Here is a 16,688-nt window from a genome sequence, read left to right on the forward strand (position 1 = left end):
GCAGGGCCGTTGTGCATGACGCGCGGTAGTGCGTATTGCGTGGTACTGTCCCATCCATGGATGCAACCCAGCTGCTCAAGGGCGTGCTCGACGTCGCGGTGCTCGCGGTCGTCGAGGACGAGGACGGATATGGCTACGACGTCGTGCGCAGGTTGCGTGCGGCCGGCCTCGAAGAAGTCGGAGACGCCTCCGTCTACGGAACGCTGCGCCGGCTGTACACCGCCGGCGCCCTCACGTCGTACGTCGTGCCGTCCGAGGAGGGGCCGCACCGCAAGTACTACGGCATCAACGCCCAGGGGAGGGCCATGCTCGATCTCCAGCGCAAGGTCTGGACCGAGTTCTCCACCACGATGAACAACCTGCTCACAGGGGAGGCAGCATGACCACGTCCACCGTCACGCCCGAGATCGTCGCGTTCGCCCAAGGTGTCCGCGCCGCGCTGGCCGACCTGCCCGCCGAGGAGGTCGACGACCTGACCGAAGGCCTCGAGGCCGATCTCGCCGAGGCCTACGCCGAGGACCTGCAGCGCGAGCTGCCCGACCCCGCGGCGTACGCGACCGAGCTGCGCGCCGCGGCGGGACTGCCGATGCGTACGACGGTCAAGACCGGCGTGCTCGCGGGGCTGGCCTCGAGCTGGCACGAGACCCGCGCGGATCTCGCGGTCGCGAGCCGCCGCAACCCTGCTCTCGCGAGCGCCGTGGACTTCCTCGTCGAGCTCCGGCCGGCGTGGTGGATCGTCCGCGCCTGGCTGGCGGCGTGGCTCGTCGCGTGGTTCTTCGGCAACGAGCGCGGCTACGGCATGGCCGGTACGTGGTGGCTGGTGTTCGCCGCGTTCGCCGTCATCAGCGTGCAGTGGGGCCGCGGTCGGTGGCAGGGCAGGGGAGTGCCGGCCCTGATCGCCATCGGGAACGTCATCGCCGTCATCGCATTCCTCCCGGTCCTGGCGGCCACCGACGACCCACGAAGCAGCGCCGGTGACTTCGACCGGGGCTTCCAGTCCGGCGTCGACGCCACGGTCAATGACCCCGCACCAGACGGCTTGACGTTCCGTGGTCACCCGGTGGCGAACATCTTCGCGTACGACGCCTCGGGCAAGCCCCTGCGGGACGTCCAGCTGTTCACTCCTGACGGCAAGCCGCTCGAGCCCTACGCCTCGCAGTCCGACGACGTCCCGTGCGCCGCCAACGAGTGCTCGACGGTGTGGCAGTCGAGGCAGCTCGAGACCGGGCAGCCGGTCTTCAACGTGTTCCCTCTGGGGACCGTCGCCGCGGAGTGGGACGACCAGGCGCAGCAGACCGTCCCGAAGCCGGGTGCGACCACGGTCGTCCCCAAGGCGCCGTTCCTCAAGGTTCCCGGTGTGCTCACGCCCAAGAAGGTTGCGAACTCCAACGAGTGACTCGGGATCAAACGGGGTGTCTGCAACGTTGGATAGGGTGAACGACAACGACTCCATCTTCGGAGCCATCCCACGGAGGGAATCATGAAGAGCAGCAATCCCGTCTTCGCCCGCAGCGCCGAGTTCAACGGCCGCGGCGGTGCCGTCGCGAGCGACCCGTCCCAGTGGCAGGTCGACCTGAGCGGATCACCCACGCACACCGAGCGCGGTGCCGGCCGCATGACGATCGACACGGTCGTCGAGAAGACCGCCATGACCTTGGGCCTCCTCACGATCACCGCTGCGATCACCTGGTTCGCGATCGGCGACCTGGTGGACCCGACGACCGGCGAGGCCAGCTACGGCAAGGCCGCGACGTTCGCCGCCATCGGCGCGATCGTCGGCTTCGCACTGGCCATGGTCAACTCGTTCAAGAAGGTCGTGAGCCCGCCGCTCGTGCTGGCCTACGCCGTGTTCGAGGGCGCCTTCATCGGCGCGTTCTCCAAGGTCATCGCCGCCTACGTGGACGCACCGTCGATCGTCTTCCAGGCGGTGCTGGGCACGCTTGTCGCCTTCGCCGGCACCCTGGCGGCCTACAAGTTCTTCAACATCCAGGTCACGGACCGGTTCCGCCGGATCGTGTCGATCGCCGGCATCGCCGTCGTCGGTGTGCTCCTCCTCAACATGGTGCTCAGCCTCACGGGTGTCTTCGACAACGGCGGACTCCGCGGTTTCGACACCCTCGGACTCCTGGTGTCGTGCGGCCTGGTCGTGCTCGCAGTGTTCTTCCTGATCCTCGACTTCGACCAGGTGGAGCGCGGCGTCGAGGCCGGCCTGCCGGAGCGCGAGTCCTGGCGCGCGGCGTTCGGCCTCACGGTCACGCTGGTGTGGCTCTACCTCGAGATCCTGCGCATCCTCGCGATCCTGCGTGGCGACTGATCTCCAGCGCTGAACATACGAGCGGCCGATCCCTTCGGGGGTCGGCCGTTTCGTCGTTGAGGGCCTGGCGAGACGATCTCTCAGGAGGCGCGGCGACGGCGCAGGACCGACGCGAACCGCCCGCCGGGGCCGGCGTCGGGCGCGACCTGGGTGCCGGGATGCTCGACCGAGACCGCCGCGGCGTCTGCGACCGCGACGAGGTCGCGCGTCTGGCCGGCGTAGGCCAGCGAGGTCTGCTTCTGCCGCAACGAGGCGGAGACCGCCGGGATCAGGACCGACACCATGTTGGCGTAGCCGGTCTCCGACGGATGGAAGTGGTCGGCGCCGAACATGACGTCGCGCTTCTCGGCGAACAACGTGCCGAGCAGGTCGCCGAGCGACACCGCACGCCCACCGGCCTCGACCGTGGCGATGGTCTGCTTGCGGGCCAGCGCGCGGCTCAACCGGCGAGCCACGGCGCGCAGGGGCTGGTGGATCGGCTGCACGGTGCCGAGGTCGGGGCAGGTGCCGACGACGACGTCGCAGTCGTCGGCGACGAGGCGGCGGACGACCTGGCCCAGCATGCGAGCGGACGCGTGTGGCGTGACCCGGTGCGTCACGTCGTTGGTGCCGATCACGATCACCGCGACGTCGGGGTGCCAGTCGGGATCGAGGTCGATCTGGCCCATGAGGTCGGAGGTCTGCGCGCCGACGACGGCGCGGCACTGCACCTCGACCGGCGCGTCCATGACGTGGGCCAGGCCGACGCCGATCATCGCGGACGGGGTGGCGTCGGCGCGGGTGACGCCGTAGCCCACGGCGGCGGAGTCGCCCAGCACGAGCACCCGGATCGTACGTCCCGGGAGGTCGTCGCCGTAGATGCCGTCAGGCGAAGGGGGCCGGTCGTCGGTGGTGCCGATCGCTCGACGGGCCAGGATCGCCTCGCCGATGAGGAATCCGTAGAAGCCCGAGAGTGTGGCACTGCCGCCGATCAGGGTGGCGGCAGCGATACGACGGGGGCGAGGCACTATGTCATTTTACGTCGGCCGTACGACCGAAACACACGAAAAGGGCTGGTCAGCGGTGTGGCCTTCCGTACGCCTAGGGTGGCTGCGTGCGCGAATTCGTCCCCAACCTTCGAGATGTGGGCGGAGTCGAGACGGCCGACGGCAAGCTGGTCCAGCGGGGCCGGGTGCTGCGGAGCGCGATGCCGTCCCACAAGGACATCGCGCCCGACGGCATCGTCTGGCCCCCCTCGCTGGTGATCGACCTGCGATCGGCCAACGAGTCCGAGCCCATCCACCCGCTCGCCCGGTCGGGCGCGCGCATCGTCAACCTGCCGTTGCTCAGCGCCCTCCGTCCCGGCACCGCACCCGCCGAGAGCCTGGCGGGCCTCTACCTGTTGATGCTCGACCACGCGTCGATGTACCTGGTGGAGCTCGTGCGCGAGGTCGGCACCGCCCGCGGAGCGACCCTGATCCACTGCGCCGCCGGCAAGGACCGCACCGGTGTCTCGGTCGCGATGCTGCTGCGCCTCGTCGGTGTCGAGCGTGAGCACGTCGTCGCCGACTTCCTCGAGACCCAGCACGCCGAGCAGGCCATCTCCTCGCGGCTCCGCAAGCTGCCGGGTCGTCATCACCGGGCCGCCCTGCCGCCGGAGTTCCTCGCCGTGCCGGTCGAGGCGATCGAAGGTGTGCTCGACCTCTGGGACTCGCACGACGGCGGCATCGAGGGCTGGTTCATCGACATCGGTGGCAGCGAGGACCTGGTCGAGCAGCTGAGACGTACGCTTCTCACATGACCTCGCTCGACCTGTCCCTGGATGCGCGGGAGGTTCCGCTCGGCGGGGTCCGCGGCATCACGGTGCACCGCACGCTTCCCCATCGCGGCCTGCCGACGGTCGGCCCGTGGTGCTTCGTCGACCACTTCGGTCCGACCAGTGAGCACATGAACGTGCTCCCGCACCCGCACACGGGGCTGCAGACCGTGACCTGGCCCCTCGCCGGTGACATCCGGCACCGCGACAACCTCGGCAGCGACGTCGTGCTCAAGCCCGGCGAGCTCAACCTCATGACCTCGGGCGACGGCGTCGCACACTCGGAGTTCTCCGTCGGCGACACCGGCGGTCCCATGCACGGGATCCAGCTGTGGGTCGCCCTGCCCAACCTCCGGCGTACGGGCGCGGCGGGCTTCGAGCACCACCCGGACCTGCCGGTCGCCGACGGCAGGAACTGGTCCGCCAAGGTCCTCATGGGCGAGCTCGACGGCGCGGCGTCGCCCGCCACGACGTACTCACCGATGGTCGGCGCGGAGCTGACGGTGCGCCCCGGCGGTGCGGTCGTGCCCCTACGGCTGGAGTTCGAGCACGCGATCCTCGCCGTCACCGGTGAGGCGCTCGTCGGCGGCACCGAGATCGTGCACCGGCAGATGCGCTATCTCGCCCCGGGCCGTGAGGAGGTCGAGCTGTTCGTCCCTGCGGAGACGACGCTCCTGCTGATCGGCGGCACCCCGTTCGACGAGGAGCTCGTGATGTGGTGGAACTTCATCGGCCGGTCGCACGAGGACATCGTGCAGGCGCGGACGGACTGGGAGGCCCAGTCGGAGCGGTTCGGCGAGGTCGCCGGGCACAAGGGGCAGCGCATCCCCGCCCCGCCGATGCCCGAGCTGCGGCTCAAGCCGCGTCGCCGCACCGTCGCCTAGCTCCTCGGATTGACCTCAACTCCGATTGAGGTCCTAGGTTTGTCGTGCCTGAGGTGGACACTGGGCAAGGCGTACGCCGATCAGGAGGACGACATGAGCATGGATGCCGCAGCGTGGAACTCGCTGCACCGCGTGATGAACACGCAGGACGGTCCTCAGCGACTGACCAAGGAGACGCTCAGGCGCATCGCGGGATTCGCCGCGCCGCACAAGCGCCGTTTGGTGCAGTTCCTCGTGCTGAGCGTCGTGTCGGCCTGCCTTGCGGTGGCGACGCCCGTCCTCGCGGGTCACGTCGTCAACGCGATCGTCAACGGTGACTCGCGCAGCACGGTGTTCGGCCTCGCCGGGCTCATCGCCCTGATCGCGGTCGCCGATGCGGCGCTCGCGATCTGGACCCGTTGGCTGTCCGCGACGATCGGTGAGGGGCTGATCCTCGACCTGCGCACCACGGTGTTCGACCACGTGCAGCGCATGCCGATCGCGTTTTTCATGCGTACGCGCACCGGCGCCCTGGTCAGCCGGCTCAACAGCGACGTGCTCGGCGCCCAGCGGGCATTCAGCGGCACCTTGTCGGGCGTCGTCAGCAACCTCGTGACCCTGACGCTGACCCTCGTGGTGATGGTCAGCATCTCGTGGCAGATCACCGCCGTGGCTCTGGTGCTCCTCCCGGTGTTCGTCGTGCCGGCCCGCCGCATGGGCAGCCGGCTCGCCGCGCTGTCACGTGAGGCGGCCAACCACAACGCCGTCATGAGCACCCGCATGACGGAGCGGTTCTCGGCGCCGGGCGCCACGTTGGTCAAGCTCTACGGCCGCCCCGACGAGGAGTCTGTCGAGTTCGCCGCCCGCGCCGACCGGGTCCGCGACATCGGCGTGAAGTCAGCGATGCTGCAGTCGGTCTTCGTCACGGCGCTCACGACGGTGTCGGCCCTGGCCCTCGCCGTGGTCTACGGGCTCGGCGGGTTCTACGCGCTCAAGGGCTCGCTCGACCCCGGTGACGTCGTCGCGCTCGCGCTCCTGCTGACCCGGTTGTACGCACCGCTGACCGCGCTCGCGAGCGCCCGGGTCGAGATCATGAGCGCCGTCGTCAGCTTCGAGCGGGTCTTCGAGGTGCTCGACCTGCAGCCATTGATCCGCGAGAAGCCCGATGCAGTCGCGGTGCCCGACGGGCCGGTGTCGGTCGAGTTCTCGCACGTGACGTTCGCCTATCCCTCGGCCGACAAGGTCTCGCTGGCCTCGCTCGAAGAGGTCGCGATGCTCGACAACCGCGGGGGAGTCGACGTCCTGCACGACGTGTCGTTCCGTGTCGAGCCCGGGCAGCTGGTCGCCCTGGTCGGCACGTCCGGCGCCGGCAAGTCGACCATCGCAAGCCTGATCCCACGCCTCTACGACGTCGACGCCGGCTCGGTCCGCCTCGGCGGCGTCGACGTGCGCGACCTGTCGATGTCGTCGATGCGCGAGACCCTGGGCATGGCGACGCAGGACGGTCACCTGTTCCACGAGTCCGTGCGCGACAACCTCAGGCTGGCCCGACCGGAGGCGACCGACGACGAGCTCTGGTCCGCGCTCCGTGATGCACGGCTCGACGACCTCGTCGCCTCGCTGTCTGACGGACTCGACACGATCGTCGGCGAGCGCGGCTACCGGCTCTCCGGTGGTGAGCGGCAACGACTGACGATCGCCCGCCTGCTGCTCGCGCATCCTCGCGTCGTGATCCTCGACGAGGCCACCGCGCACCTCGACTCGACGTCGGAGTCCGCGGTGCAGGAGGCACTCGCTGTCGCGCTGGCCGGGCGTACGTCGGTGGTCATCGCCCACCGGCTGTCGACCGTACGAGCGGCGGATCGCATTCTCGTCGTCGAGGACGGCCGCATCGTCGAGCAGGGCACCCACCACGAGCTGCTCGCACTGGGCGGGCGCTACGAGGAGCTGCACCGCACGCAGTTCGATGCCGGCACGGTCGAGCAGCCCCTTCCCGGCTAATCGCATTATCTGTTAGCCTCGATCCAGATACCTTCAGTATCTGAATGCGAGAGGACGCCATGACCCACTTCACCGACAAGGTCGCCGTCGTCACCGGTGCCGGTTCCGGCATCGGTCGCGCGCTGGCCGTCGAGCTGGCCCGACGCGGCGCCAAGCTCGCGATCTGCGACGTCGACACGCACGGTCTCGCCGAGACCGAGGCCTTGGTCACGCAGGCCGGTGCCGAGGTCAAGGCCGATCACCTCGACGTCTCGCAGCGCGAGCTCGTGCTGGCCTATGCCGACGACGTGGTGGCGCACTTCGGCCGGGTCAACCTGGTGTTCAACAACGCCGGAATCGCCTTCACGGGTGACGTCGAGGCAATGTCGTTCAAGGACATCGATCGCGTCATGGATGTCGACTTCTGGGGCGTCGTCAACGGCACCAAGGCGTTCCTGCCGCACCTCGTCGAGTCCGGCGACGGTCACGTCGTCAACATCTCCAGCATCTTCGGGCTGTTCTCGGTGCCGACCCAGAGCGCCTACAACGCCGCCAAGTTCGCGGTCCGTGGCTTCACCGAGTCGCTGCGCCAGGAGATGGCGATCAACGGTCGGCCGGTCAAGGTCACCTGCGTCCATCCCGGCGGCATCAAGACCAACATCGCCCGCAACGCGGAGCAGGTCGAGGGTCTCGACCACGACAGGCTCGCCGGCTCGTTCGACAAGCTCGCACGGACGTCGCCGGCCAAGGCTGCCGAGGTCATCCTCAAGGGCGTCGAGAAGAACAAGGCGCGCGTCCTCATCGGCGCCGACGCGTGGGTGCTCGACAAGTTCGTACGCCTGACCGGCTCGGGCTACCAGCGCGCGGTGTCGGCGTTCAGCAAGCGCAACGGCCTCTAGACCTCACGACGGCTGGACGCCCAGGCGGTCGAGCAGCTCCTTGGCCTTCTTGACGTACAGCTTGGGCAGGCCGAACTCCCACGACGTGCCGTCCGACAGCTGCAGGGAGAACGGCGACTGCAGTCCACCCTCGTCGAGCGTGAACCCGGTGACGGCGGAGCGCGGGATGCGGGCGATCTCGCCGTCGAGCTTCGGCCGGACCAGCCCTTGCTTGACGCGGACGAGGACCACGACCTCCGGGGTCAGCGCGAGATAGGCGGCGACCCACGAGCCGGTCGCCACCGGCAACGCGTCGGCGGACTTGCGGGCGACGTCGCCGTCGGCTGTGACGCCCACAGCGCCGGAGCCGAGGTTGCGGGCTGCGGCGCCCCGTGCGATGGAGCCGGCGCTGCCGGGCGGATTCACCACGCACCCTGCCTCGACCGGTGCGCCGACGAGCTCCTCGACGCCCTTCATCGCGTGACCCAAGACATCGTGTCGGCATTCGTCATGCGCCGAGGCTATCGGCGGCGATCGGTTCGCGCGGCAAAATGCCGGGAGAACTAGCCGGTCAGCTCGGCCAGGGCTGACGGGCGGGATCCTTCGGGCAGGGCCAGCAGGGTGCCCACCAGGGCCTGGGCGCACAGGTCGCGCACCTCGTCGCGACTCGTCTCGGTCGAGTCGAGCCACTGGTGGCACGCGTTGCGCATGAAGTGCAGCCAGCTGCGGACAGCGATCTGCATCAGCTCGGAGGGTTGGCCGTTCGGCTCGACGCCGGCGGTGATCCGGTCCTGCTGGCGCTGGATGTCCTCCTCGACGATCGCCTGGATCTCCGGATCCGCCGAGGCAGCGCCGTGGAAGATCGCCTTGACGCCCATCTTGTGGTCCTGGCAGTAGTCGAGGTAGGTCTCGATGCCGTGGCGCAGTCGTTCGAGGATCGGCAGTGACTCGTCCGGCGCGGTGAGCTCCATCATCCGGCTCGACTCTCGTCGCACCATCGCCGCGAAGAACGCCCGCTTGGTCGGGAAGTAGTGGTAGAGCAGCCCGCGCGAGACCCCGGCGACCTCTGACAGCTCCTCGATGTGGACGTCCTCGTAGGACCGATCGGCGAACAGCTCGGCGCCCAGCTCGAGCAACTGGTCCTGCCGCGCTTCGCGGCTGAGTCGGGTACGGGTGGCCATGCGCGCCAGACTACTTGACATCGATTCAGCAAGGACTAGGCTCGCATTACTGAATTGCAGTCCAATAAGGGAGTGATGGTGCGCAACGACTGGTCAGGTCAGACGTTCCCCCACCCGCCGGGGCGTCGGCCCGTCGTGGGCGACGCGCTCGGCGCGGAGATGCGGGCACCGTTGCAGAGCACGATGCGCCGGGCCAAGGGGCTCGGTCCGATCTTCGAGCTGCACGTGTTCGACCAGAAGTTCGTCTTCGTGACGGGCGCCGAGCTCGCGGCCGAGCTGGCCGACGAGTCGCGCTTCGCCAAGGGGCTGTCGCCGGCTCTCGTCGCACTGCGCGAGTTCGCCGGGCAGGGGCTGTTCACGGCCTACAACGACGAGACCAACTGGGCGCTGGCCCACGACCTGCTGCGCCCGGCGTTCACCAAGGCGGCGATGCAGCGCTACCACCCGATCATGCTCGCGGCCGCCCAGGAGCTGTTCGACACCTGGGACGACCGCGAGGGCCCGGTCGACGTGTCCGCCGACATGACGAAGCTGACGATGGAGACCATCAGCCGTACGGCGTTCAGCACCGACTTCGGCTCGTTCAGCCGCTCCGAGCCGCATCCGTTCATTCCCGCGATGATCGCGGCGCTCAAGGCCGGGCAGCGCAAGGGATCGCTCAACGCGATGCCGGGAGCGGGGCTGATGGCCAAGCGGATCGACAAGAAGAACGCCCACCATCAGGCGTACGTCGACTCGCTGCTCGACGAGATCATCGCGGAGCGTCGCAGCGCCGACGAGGCGGACGACAGCGACCTGCTCGGCATCATGCTGCACACGCCGCACCCGGAGACGGGGGAGCGGCTCGACGACCTCAACATCCGGCACCAGATCCTCACCTTCCTCGTCGCCGGGCACGAGACCACGTCAGGTGCCCTGTCGTTCGCGCTCTACTACCTGTCCCGCGACCCGGAGGTGCTGGCCAAGGCGCAGGCCGAGGTCGACCAGGTCCTCGGGGCGGACCCGGATGCCGAGCCGACGTTCGAGCAGGTCGCGAAGCTCCGCTACCTGCGCCGCGTGCTCGACGAGAGCCTGCGACTGTGGCCGACGGCGCCGGCGTTCACCCGCAGCCCGCGCGAGACCACGGTGCTCAGCACGGGTCACACGATGCGACCCGAGGACTGGGCGATCGTGATCCTCCCGCTGATGCACCGCGACCCGTCGGTGTGGGGCGACGACGCCGAGGAGTTCGACCCCGACCGCTTCCTGCCGGAGAGGTCCCGAGGCCGGCAGCCGCACTCCTACAAGCCGTTCGGCACGGGGGAACGGTCGTGCATCGGCCGGCAGTTCGCGCTGCACGAGGCGATCCTGGTCCTGGCTCGTCTGCTGCACCGCTACGACATCGCGGGCGATCCCGCGTACGAGCTGGAGATCGCCGAGCGGCTCACGCTGATGCCCAGGGGCTTCGAGCTGACCCTCTCGCCGCGCACTCCGACGGCCGGGTCAGGGGGAGAACCGGCGCCTCGGGCGGACACGGAGGAGGTGTGCCCGGTCTCGACCTCCGACGCTAGCGCCGGGACCTGACGACCGCCACGCCGAGCGCCGTCGTCAGGGCAAGCAACAGCCCGATCGCGACGATGGCCGTGGTGTCCGGGGAATCGGTGTCGCCGAAGTCCCCGTCAGCGCGTGAGAACGGCTGACGCACATGATCGGGTCGCAACGCCTTCGTGACCTCGGCCGAGTCGACCTCAGTGATCGAGCACGCATTCGTGCGCAGCTTGGTGTCCGCGCCGATCACGTAGCGGTGACCACGTTCGAGGTCGGCGTCGATCGAGCTCGACACGTTGGGCTGGGTCTGTCCGGAGAGGACGTGGACCCTCATGGGCAGATCGCGGCCGGCCCAGACCTCCTCGACCCGCATCGTCGTGTAGCCGCCCGAGGTCGGGCCGGCCACGCCGACGAAGATCGTGGGCGAGCCGGCCGGCCCGGCGCCGGCCGCGCACGAGGCGACGGCCGGCGAGGTGGTCGACAGCAGGATGCCGAGAGCCACCAGGACGAGGAACCGGGACGCGGGCCGCATGCTTCATGATGTCGGTACGTCGGCGATTCGTCTCGGAATCTGTCAGGCGAGGGCGCGGAGCGACTCGACGAGCGGTGTCGTCGGCCGACCGATGAGCGCGCGCAGGTCGCCGTTCGTGAGGGCGAGCTCGCCCCGGGCGGTGGCCGTGTCGATCGCCGCGACGAAGCCCGCGGTGCCTTCGTCGAGACCGGCCCCGACCAGGATCGCGGCCTGCTGCTCAGTGCTGACCTGGCTGACCGTGATGGTGGTGCCGAGCACCTCGCTGAGCGCAGCGGCGAGCTCGTCCTGGCTCCAGGCGACGTCGCCGGCCAGCTCGTGGACCTGCTTGACGGGGTCCTTGGTCGTCAGCACGACGGCGGCAGCCTCGGCGTAGTCGGCGCGAGCGGCGCTGGCGACGAGGCCGTCGCCGGCACTCGTCAGGACCGATCCGGTCTGGCGGGCGGTCTCGAGCGTCTGGCCGTAGTTCTCGTTGTACCAGTTGTTGCGCAGCAGGACGTGGTCGATGCCGGCGGTGGCGAGGTACTGCTCGGTGGCGAGGTGCTCCGGCACGACCGGCAGCGTGGAGGTGTCGGCCTTCGGCGCGCTCGTGTAGACGAGGCGCGACACGCCGTTGGCGATCGCGGCGTCGATCACGTTGCGGTGCTGCACCGCACGCTGGCCGAACTCGCTGCCGGAGATCAGCAGCACCTGGTCGACGCCGGCGAGCGCGTCCTTGAGGGCGGCCGGGTCTTCGTAGCTCGCGACGCGTACGGCGACACCCTTGGCGGCCAGGGGCTCGGCCTTGGCGGCGTCGCGGACTACCGCGACGACCTGGTCGGGGGTCGTGCGCTCGAGCAGCGCGTCGACGACGAGCGTGCCCAGCTGGCCGGTGGCGGCGGTGACGGCAATGGTCATGGTGATTCCTTCGTGGTTGGCGGTGTCTCGAACGTACACTAACCAAACGAAAGCACAAACTCAGGGTTAGCACTAACGAACTGCTAGTATGAGGGATACAGGAGGACGACCATGGCTGAAGACCCGCGACGCCCGTTCGACGTGTTCAGTGGCGCATGCCCGTCACGCGATGTGCTCGAGCACGTCACGAGCCGGTGGGGTTCCCTGACGCTGGCGGCGCTGAGCCCTGAGCCGGCGAGGTTCGGCGAGCTGCGCCGCTGCGTCGACGGCGTCAGCGACAAGATGCTGTCGCAGACCCTCAAGGCGTTGGAGGCCGACGGGCTCGTCGAGCGGCACGTGAAGTCCACGCTGCCGCCGCACGTCGACTACCGGCTGACGCCCAACGGCGAACAGGTCGCCGTGGCCGTCAAGGACCTGATCCTCGCGCTGTACGCCGTGATGCCCGACGTCATGCAGGCCAAGGCCACGTCGGCCTGACGCACTACTCTCGGTGCACGACGTCGAGAGGACCAGCCATGCCCAGGTTCGAGATCCGCGGAGCCCGCGCGCTCGTCACCGGCGCGACCGGCGGCATCGGTCAGGCGATCGCCCGGGCGCTGGCCGCCGAAGGTGCCGACCTCGTGCTCACGGGGCGCCGGCTCGAGGTGCTGGAGCCGCTGGCCGCCGAGCTCGGTGCCACCGCGATCGCAGCCGATCTCTCCGACCTCGCCGAGGTCAGCCGACTCCTCGCGGAGGCAGGTGACGTCGACATCCTGGTCGCGAATGCCGCACTGCCCGGATCGGGTGACGTGCTCGAGTACTCGCACGAGCAGATCCTCCGCAGCATCACCGTCAACCTGGAGGCGCCGATCCTGATGGCTCGCGACTCGGCCGAGGCCATGGTCGCCCGCGGGCGGGGACACATCGTGATGATCGGGTCGGTGTCCGGCAAGATCGCCTCCGCGGACGCGGCGATGTACAACGCGACCAAGTTCGGGCTGCGCGGCTTCTCGCTCGGCTTCCGGCAGGACCTCGCGCGGCACGGGGTCGGCCTGTCCCTCGTCGAGCCCGGCTTCGTACGCGATGCCGGGATGTTCGTCGAGTCCGGCGGCACGCTGCCCAAGGGTCTGCGGACCGTCACGCCGGAGGCGGTCGCCCGCAAGGTCGTCAGGGCGATCCGGCACGACAGCGCCGAGGTCGTGGTGGCTCCGATCGAGCTGCGCGCTGGAGCCTCGTTCGGTGCCTCGTTCCCGACGATCTCCGCGACGCTGCAGAAGCTCGGCGGCGGCGAGAAGGTCTCCAAGTCGATGGTCGAGGGCCAGCGCGACAAGCGGTGACGGTGTGTCGGGCCCGTGCGCTATGTTCCTATTAGGAACACTTTTCGAGGAGCCGACATGACCCGACCTGACCTTGCCCCCGCCGCGTGGGCCGTCGCCGACCTGCTGCACGACGTACGCGACGAGCACCTGGCTGGGCCGACGCCGTGCCCGGACTACACCGTCGCCGGGATGATCACGCACATCCACGGCCTGGCGCAGGTCTTCACCGCGACCGCCCGCAAGGATCTCGGGCCGTTGACCGGCGGCCAGCCCCAGGCCAACCCGTTGCCCGAGGACTGGCGCGAGTCGACGCCGGAGTACCTCAACGCGCTCGGGCTGGCGTGGCGTGAGCCGGAGGCGTGGACGGGCACGACCGAGGCTGGAGGCGTCACCCTTCCCGGTGACGTCGCAGGGCTCGTCGCCCTCAACGAGGTCGTCGTGCACGGTTGGGACCTGGCGCGAGCCACCGGGCAGGACTTCGACCCGGGTGACGAGGCGAGCGCCGCGGTGCACGCGTTCCTGGCCGAGTCGCGAGCCGACGGTGCGCCCTCGCCGATCTTCGGACCCGTCGTCGCGGTGCCCGAGACCGCGCCGCTGCTGCACCGCGCCATCGGACTGTCTGGGCGCCACCCGCACTGGCCGGACGTGCCGGGTCAGACGACGCCGGCGGCGACTGCCGCCTCGCGATAGGCCGCGGCGAGCGACTCCACGGTCTCGTGCGCGTTCAGCCCGCTGGGGTTGGGCACGATCCACAACTGGGCGCTGCCGAGCGTCTCGTCCTGCCGGCCGGCCCGGGCCGCCTTGCGCCCGAACGCGATGCGGTACGACGTGATGCCCGCGATCGCCACCACGCGTGGCCGGTGCTCGTCCACGAACGCCTCGAGCCGTGATCGACCCGCCACGAGCTCCGCGGTGTCGAGCTCATTGGCGCGCGCCGATGCCCGCGCGACGATGTTGGTGATGCCGACGCCCCGGCTCACCAGGACGGGTCTGGCCGCCTCGGGCGTCATGACGTCGGCCGGGAGGATGCCGGCGAGCCGCAGCGCAGGGTAGAAGCGGTTGCCCGCCCGGGCGAAGTGCAGCCCGGTCGCCGCGCTCATCAGGCCCGGGTTGATGCCGACGAACAGCAGTCGGAGGCCGTCGCCGACCAGGTCCGGGATCGTGCGACCGGCGTACGAGAGCAATTCCTCGCGGGTGTAGCCCATCGCGCGAAACTAGCAGGGGCTCACACGTCGTCGTCGAGACCGGGGACGACGCGGTCCGCGTCCGGGACGATGCCCTGGTCGTCGTCATCGGGCCATGCGCTCTCCGCCTGGGCGGCGCGGTCGCCGTCGGGCACCAGATCGGCGGCATCGCCCGGCTCGTCGGGCACGTCCGGGTTCGGCACCTCCGGGACGTCGCCGGGGACGCCGAGGTCGGGGTCCGGTCCTGTGGGCGGGACGGTCATGTCTCCTCCTGGGGTCGGTGACTCCCGAGGCGTACCCGCCGGTGTGCGGCGTATGCGCGGTGGCGCGTATGCGCAGGTGCCGAGGGGTACGCCGTGGGCGACGAGAGGAGCACCTCATGACCACGATCCCCGACGATCCGGTCTCGACGCCTCCGGACGGTGAGCCGAGCCTCGACCCCGGAGCCCCGACTCCCGCAGAGCCCGACGGTGAACCCGGTCCGGGCTCGGAGCCGTTCACCCATCCGGTGTCGGACCCGGAGACCACCCCCCAGCGCTAGGCTTGGCGGACCAGCCCGAGAGGACCCGCGATGCCCTACGTGATCGGTGCGCTCGCCATCGGCTTCCTCACCTTCCTGGTCGTCGGTGCGCTCACCGGCCGGGTCCGCATGTCGGCCTGCTGCACCGTCGCCGACCCGCGCCGTGACCTGCGCATGCGCGACGCGTACGAGACCTCAGGCGAGTGACGTCAGCACGTCGAGCAGCGCAGCCGTCGGTGGCGGGTCGGGCGGCTCGCCGTACGTCGCCGCGTAGACGTGCCGCGGTGCGCCCGGCACCTCGTACGCGTTGACGGCCGGGTTGCGGTGCCCTCGTAGGGCGAGCCCGGGGATCGTCGCGACTCCCATGCCGGACGCGACGAGCGCCTGGATCCCGACCATGTCGTCGGTGGTGAAGGCGACCTCTGGCTCGAAGCCCTCGCGATCGCACAGCTCCACCAGATGGGCCCGGCAGCGGACGCAGCCGGCGACCCAGCGGCCGTCCCGGTGCTGCGCGATGGTGTCGCGGTCGTCCGTCGTGAGGAGGAACGTCGGGTCGTCCACCAGATGGGTCAACCGGATGCCGGGGGGATCGGGCTCGGTCTCGTCGTAGCGGAACACGACGGCCACGTCGACCTCGCCGGCGCGCAGCATGGCCATGGCCTCGGGCGGGTGCGTGTCGACCAGGTCGAGCCGCAACCCGGGGTGTCTGGCGGCCAGCTCGGCGGACGCCTCCGGCATGAGGGCGACGAGCGCGGAGCCGAAGACCGCGACCCGGACCCGGCCGGCGCTCAGCCCGACGTGGGCCTCGAGCTCGGCCGACGCGGACTCCACGCGGCCCAGGATCTCGGTGGCCCGCTCGGCCAGGACGAGCCCGGCCTCGGTCAGCTTGATGCCGCGGCCGGCGCGCTGGAACAGCTGCGCTCCGGTCTCGGCCTCGAGCCGGGCGAGGTGGTGGCTGACCGACGGCTGCGAGTAGTGGAGCTCGGCGGCGGCCGCGGTGACCGAGCCGTGCCGGGCGACGGCGGCCAGCACGCGGAGCCGGTTGAGGTCGAGCATTCATCAACTCTATCGATGTTTTTGCCATCAAACTGGCATTAGACGTGATGAATCAGCGGACGCATGCTGAAGTCATGAACTCCACGACATCCCCGACACAGCAGGCCCGGGTGGGCCTGCCCGAGCTCCTGGACGGCATCCGGGCCCAGACCAGTCGCGGCCTCGATCCGCGGCGTACGGCGTTGGCGGTGGCCGACGTCCTGAGGGAGCACACCCCCGGCGTCGAGCTGCTCACGCCCGAGGAGCGCCTCGGCGCCCCGGACGAGCTCGTGAGCCACGTGCTCCACACCGAGTCGGCGTTCTCGGTCAAGGCCGTGGTGTGGCAGCCCGGACAGCTCACCGCGATCCACGACCACCTGGCCTGGTGCGCGTTCGTGGTCCTGCAGGGGGTCGAGTACGAGACCCTCTACCGGGACCACGGCGACCACCTGACCGAGATCGGCCGGGCGGCGAACGGTGTCGGCGACGCCAGCGGATTCGCCCCGCCTGGCGACATCCACCGCGTGCACAACACCGGCGACGTCACGGCGATCTCCCTGCACGTCTATGGCGCCGACCTGGGCGCCGAGGGTGCGAGCGTGCGGCGGGAGTACGACCTGCCGGTGAGCTGACCAGCCCGTACGCCCTGACAACCTGCACAGGATCTTCACGAGTCGACCCCGATTT

Annotated in this window: 22 protein-coding genes; 14 read left to right on the forward strand and 8 right to left on the reverse strand. The window is 69.9% G+C overall.

What is annotated here, in order from left to right; all coding sequences use genetic code 11:
• Positions 1 to 56 precede the first annotated feature (56 nt).
• From ASE12_RS17190 to ASE12_RS17200, 3 genes are all read left to right on the forward strand, one after another.
• A complete protein-coding gene (locus tag ASE12_RS17190) occupies positions 57 to 383 on the forward strand; it encodes a PadR family transcriptional regulator (protein ID WP_056403390.1) in 327 nt (108 codons plus the stop codon).
• On the forward strand, positions 380 to 1,396 hold the full coding sequence (locus ASE12_RS17195; RefSeq protein WP_056403394.1) for a hypothetical protein: 1,017 nt from the start codon (positions 380 to 382) through the stop codon (positions 1,394 to 1,396). The genes ASE12_RS17190 and ASE12_RS17195 overlap by 4 nt, the downstream gene beginning before the upstream one ends.
• Positions 1,397 to 1,480: 84 nt before the next feature.
• Positions 1,481 to 2,314: a Bax inhibitor-1/YccA family protein gene (locus ASE12_RS17200; RefSeq protein ID WP_056403398.1), complete on the forward strand. Its 834-nt coding sequence runs from the start codon at positions 1,481 to 1,483 to the stop codon at positions 2,312 to 2,314.
• 80 nt (positions 2,315 to 2,394) lie between these two features.
• On the opposite strand, the gene ASE12_RS17205 is transcribed toward ASE12_RS17200, so the two are convergent.
• Positions 2,395 to 3,321 carry an SGNH/GDSL hydrolase family protein gene (locus tag ASE12_RS17205; RefSeq protein ID WP_162255516.1) on the reverse strand — a complete coding sequence of 309 codons (927 nt, stop codon included), beginning with the start codon at positions 3,319 to 3,321 and terminating at the stop codon, positions 2,395 to 2,397.
• Between the two features lie 86 nt (positions 3,322 to 3,407).
• Between ASE12_RS17205 and ASE12_RS17210 the strand changes: the two genes are divergently transcribed.
• The 4 genes from ASE12_RS17210 (at position 3,408) to ASE12_RS17225 (ending at position 7,851) form a co-directional block, all read left to right on the forward strand.
• Positions 3,408 to 4,094, forward strand: a complete 687-nt coding sequence (locus tag ASE12_RS17210; RefSeq protein WP_082582362.1) for a tyrosine-protein phosphatase — start codon at positions 3,408 to 3,410, stop codon at positions 4,092 to 4,094.
• Entirely contained in the window at positions 4,091 to 4,993 is a 903-nt protein-coding gene (locus ASE12_RS17215; RefSeq protein WP_056403407.1) for a pirin family protein, read from the forward strand. The genes ASE12_RS17210 and ASE12_RS17215 overlap by 4 nt, the downstream gene beginning before the upstream one ends.
• 93 nt (positions 4,994 to 5,086) lie before the next feature.
• Complete coding sequence (locus ASE12_RS17220) at positions 5,087 to 6,973, forward strand: ABC transporter ATP-binding protein (RefSeq protein ID WP_056404942.1); 1,887 nt, start codon at positions 5,087 to 5,089, stop codon at positions 6,971 to 6,973.
• Between the two features lie 59 nt (positions 6,974 to 7,032).
• A complete protein-coding gene (locus tag ASE12_RS17225; protein WP_056403410.1) occupies positions 7,033 to 7,851 on the forward strand; it encodes an SDR family oxidoreductase in 819 nt (272 codons plus the stop codon).
• Between the two features lie 3 nt (positions 7,852 to 7,854).
• On the opposite strand, the gene ASE12_RS17230 is transcribed toward ASE12_RS17225, so the two are convergent.
• Together ASE12_RS17230 and ASE12_RS17235 are read right to left on the reverse strand one after the other, a co-directional pair.
• Complete coding sequence (locus ASE12_RS17230) at positions 7,855 to 8,307, reverse strand: hypothetical protein (RefSeq protein ID WP_056403413.1); 453 nt, start codon at positions 8,305 to 8,307, stop codon at positions 7,855 to 7,857.
• An 86-nt stretch (positions 8,308 to 8,393) separates the two neighbouring features.
• Positions 8,394 to 9,011, reverse strand: a complete 618-nt coding sequence (locus ASE12_RS17235) for a TetR/AcrR family transcriptional regulator (protein WP_157413036.1) — start codon at positions 9,009 to 9,011, stop codon at positions 8,394 to 8,396.
• Between the two features lie 75 nt (positions 9,012 to 9,086).
• Here ASE12_RS17235 and ASE12_RS17240 point away from each other — a divergent pair, with 75 nt between their 5' ends.
• Positions 9,087 to 10,574, forward strand: a complete 1,488-nt coding sequence (locus ASE12_RS17240) for a cytochrome P450 (protein WP_082582363.1) — start codon at positions 9,087 to 9,089, stop codon at positions 10,572 to 10,574.
• Here the strand turns inward: ASE12_RS17240 and ASE12_RS17245 are convergent.
• Both ASE12_RS17245 and ASE12_RS17250 read right to left on the reverse strand, forming a co-directional pair.
• Positions 10,558 to 11,070: a hypothetical protein gene (locus tag ASE12_RS17245; protein WP_056403421.1), complete on the reverse strand. Its 513-nt coding sequence runs from the start codon at positions 11,068 to 11,070 to the stop codon at positions 10,558 to 10,560. The two genes, ASE12_RS17240 and ASE12_RS17245, sit on opposite strands and share 17 nt — an antisense overlap.
• Before the next feature lie 42 nt (positions 11,071 to 11,112).
• Positions 11,113 to 11,964, reverse strand: a complete 852-nt coding sequence (locus ASE12_RS17250) for an SDR family oxidoreductase (RefSeq protein ID WP_056403424.1) — start codon at positions 11,962 to 11,964, stop codon at positions 11,113 to 11,115.
• A 111-nt stretch (positions 11,965 to 12,075) separates the two neighbouring features.
• Between ASE12_RS17250 and ASE12_RS17255 the strand changes: the two genes are divergently transcribed.
• Genes ASE12_RS17255 through ASE12_RS17265 form a run of 3 tightly spaced genes read left to right on the forward strand, consistent with a single transcriptional unit; the run spans position 12,076 to position 13,952 of the window.
• The gene (locus ASE12_RS17255) at positions 12,076 to 12,441 is read left to right on the forward strand and encodes a helix-turn-helix domain-containing protein (RefSeq protein WP_056403426.1); all 366 of its coding nucleotides are present in this window, start codon (positions 12,076 to 12,078) and stop codon (positions 12,439 to 12,441) included.
• A gap of 38 nt (positions 12,442 to 12,479) precedes the next feature.
• Complete coding sequence (locus ASE12_RS17260; RefSeq protein ID WP_056403430.1) at positions 12,480 to 13,280, forward strand: SDR family oxidoreductase; 801 nt, start codon at positions 12,480 to 12,482, stop codon at positions 13,278 to 13,280.
• A 57-nt stretch (positions 13,281 to 13,337) separates the two neighbouring features.
• On the forward strand, positions 13,338 to 13,952 hold the full coding sequence (locus ASE12_RS17265; RefSeq protein WP_056403433.1) for a TIGR03086 family metal-binding protein: 615 nt from the start codon (positions 13,338 to 13,340) through the stop codon (positions 13,950 to 13,952).
• Here the strand turns inward: ASE12_RS17265 and ASE12_RS17270 are convergent.
• Positions 13,916 to 14,467 (reverse strand): mismatch-specific DNA-glycosylase, encoded by a 552-nt coding sequence (locus ASE12_RS17270; RefSeq protein ID WP_056403436.1) that lies wholly within the window; start codon positions 14,465 to 14,467, stop codon positions 13,916 to 13,918. The two genes, ASE12_RS17265 and ASE12_RS17270, sit on opposite strands and share 37 nt — an antisense overlap.
• A gap of 20 nt (positions 14,468 to 14,487) precedes the next feature.
• Positions 14,488 to 14,709 carry a hypothetical protein gene (locus tag ASE12_RS17275; protein ID WP_056403440.1) on the reverse strand — a complete coding sequence of 74 codons (222 nt, stop codon included), beginning with the start codon at positions 14,707 to 14,709 and terminating at the stop codon, positions 14,488 to 14,490.
• A gap of 116 nt (positions 14,710 to 14,825) precedes the next feature.
• On the opposite strand from ASE12_RS17275, the gene ASE12_RS20150 reads away from it, so the two are divergent.
• Positions 14,826 to 14,987 carry a hypothetical protein gene (locus tag ASE12_RS20150; protein ID WP_157413037.1) on the forward strand — a complete coding sequence of 54 codons (162 nt, stop codon included), beginning with the start codon at positions 14,826 to 14,828 and terminating at the stop codon, positions 14,985 to 14,987.
• A gap of 30 nt (positions 14,988 to 15,017) precedes the next feature.
• Positions 15,018 to 15,173 carry a hypothetical protein gene (locus tag ASE12_RS20155; RefSeq protein ID WP_157413038.1) on the forward strand — a complete coding sequence of 52 codons (156 nt, stop codon included), beginning with the start codon at positions 15,018 to 15,020 and terminating at the stop codon, positions 15,171 to 15,173.
• Here the strand turns inward: ASE12_RS20155 and ASE12_RS17280 are convergent.
• A complete protein-coding gene (locus ASE12_RS17280; protein ID WP_056403443.1) occupies positions 15,162 to 16,022 on the reverse strand; it encodes a LysR family transcriptional regulator in 861 nt (286 codons plus the stop codon). The genes ASE12_RS20155 and ASE12_RS17280 overlap by 12 nt on opposite strands.
• 74 nt (positions 16,023 to 16,096) lie before the next feature.
• Here ASE12_RS17280 and ASE12_RS17285 point away from each other — a divergent pair, with 74 nt between their 5' ends.
• Positions 16,097 to 16,633: a cysteine dioxygenase family protein gene (locus ASE12_RS17285; RefSeq protein ID WP_056403447.1), complete on the forward strand. Its 537-nt coding sequence runs from the start codon at positions 16,097 to 16,099 to the stop codon at positions 16,631 to 16,633.
• Positions 16,634 to 16,688: the final 55 nt, after the last annotated feature.

Source organism: Aeromicrobium sp. Root236, from assembly GCF_001428805.1.
In the GTDB taxonomy this organism is placed as follows: Bacteria; Actinomycetota; Actinomycetes; order Propionibacteriales; family Nocardioidaceae; genus Aeromicrobium.

Coding starts and splice junctions, on each gene's coding strand:
- ASE12_RS17190 (WP_056403390.1), top strand. CDS start 57: ATGGATGCAACCCAGCTGCTCAAGGGCGTGCTCGACGTCGCGGTGCTC.
- ASE12_RS17195 (WP_056403394.1), top strand. CDS start 380: ATGACCACGTCCACCGTCACGCCCGAGATCGTCGCGTTCGCCCAAGGT.
- ASE12_RS17200 (WP_056403398.1), top strand. CDS start 1,481: ATGAAGAGCAGCAATCCCGTCTTCGCCCGCAGCGCCGAGTTCAACGGC.
- ASE12_RS17215 (WP_056403407.1), top strand. CDS start 4,091: ATGACCTCGCTCGACCTGTCCCTGGATGCGCGGGAGGTTCCGCTCGGC.
- ASE12_RS17220 (WP_056404942.1), top strand. CDS start 5,087: ATGAGCATGGATGCCGCAGCGTGGAACTCGCTGCACCGCGTGATGAAC.
- ASE12_RS17225 (WP_056403410.1), top strand. CDS start 7,033: ATGACCCACTTCACCGACAAGGTCGCCGTCGTCACCGGTGCCGGTTCC.
- ASE12_RS17230 (WP_056403413.1), bottom strand. CDS start 8,307: ATGAAGGGCGTCGAGGAGCTCGTCGGCGCACCGGTCGAGGCAGGGTGC.
- ASE12_RS17235 (WP_157413036.1), bottom strand. CDS start 9,011: ATGGCCACCCGTACCCGACTCAGCCGCGAAGCGCGGCAGGACCAGTTG.
- ASE12_RS17240 (WP_082582363.1), top strand. CDS start 9,087: ATGGTGCGCAACGACTGGTCAGGTCAGACGTTCCCCCACCCGCCGGGG.
- ASE12_RS17245 (WP_056403421.1), bottom strand. CDS start 11,070: ATGCGGCCCGCGTCCCGGTTCCTCGTCCTGGTGGCTCTCGGCATCCTG.
- ASE12_RS17250 (WP_056403424.1), bottom strand. CDS start 11,964: ATGACCATTGCCGTCACCGCCGCCACCGGCCAGCTGGGCACGCTCGTC.
- ASE12_RS17255 (WP_056403426.1), top strand. CDS start 12,076: ATGGCTGAAGACCCGCGACGCCCGTTCGACGTGTTCAGTGGCGCATGC.
- ASE12_RS17260 (WP_056403430.1), top strand. CDS start 12,480: ATGCCCAGGTTCGAGATCCGCGGAGCCCGCGCGCTCGTCACCGGCGCG.
- ASE12_RS17265 (WP_056403433.1), top strand. CDS start 13,338: ATGACCCGACCTGACCTTGCCCCCGCCGCGTGGGCCGTCGCCGACCTG.
- ASE12_RS17270 (WP_056403436.1), bottom strand. CDS start 14,467: ATGGGCTACACCCGCGAGGAATTGCTCTCGTACGCCGGTCGCACGATC.
- ASE12_RS17275 (WP_056403440.1), bottom strand. CDS start 14,709: ATGACCGTCCCGCCCACAGGACCGGACCCCGACCTCGGCGTCCCCGGC.
- ASE12_RS20150 (WP_157413037.1), top strand. CDS start 14,826: ATGACCACGATCCCCGACGATCCGGTCTCGACGCCTCCGGACGGTGAG.
- ASE12_RS20155 (WP_157413038.1), top strand. CDS start 15,018: ATGCCCTACGTGATCGGTGCGCTCGCCATCGGCTTCCTCACCTTCCTG.
- ASE12_RS17280 (WP_056403443.1), bottom strand. CDS start 16,022: ATGCTCGACCTCAACCGGCTCCGCGTGCTGGCCGCCGTCGCCCGGCAC.
- ASE12_RS17285 (WP_056403447.1), top strand. CDS start 16,097: ATGAACTCCACGACATCCCCGACACAGCAGGCCCGGGTGGGCCTGCCC.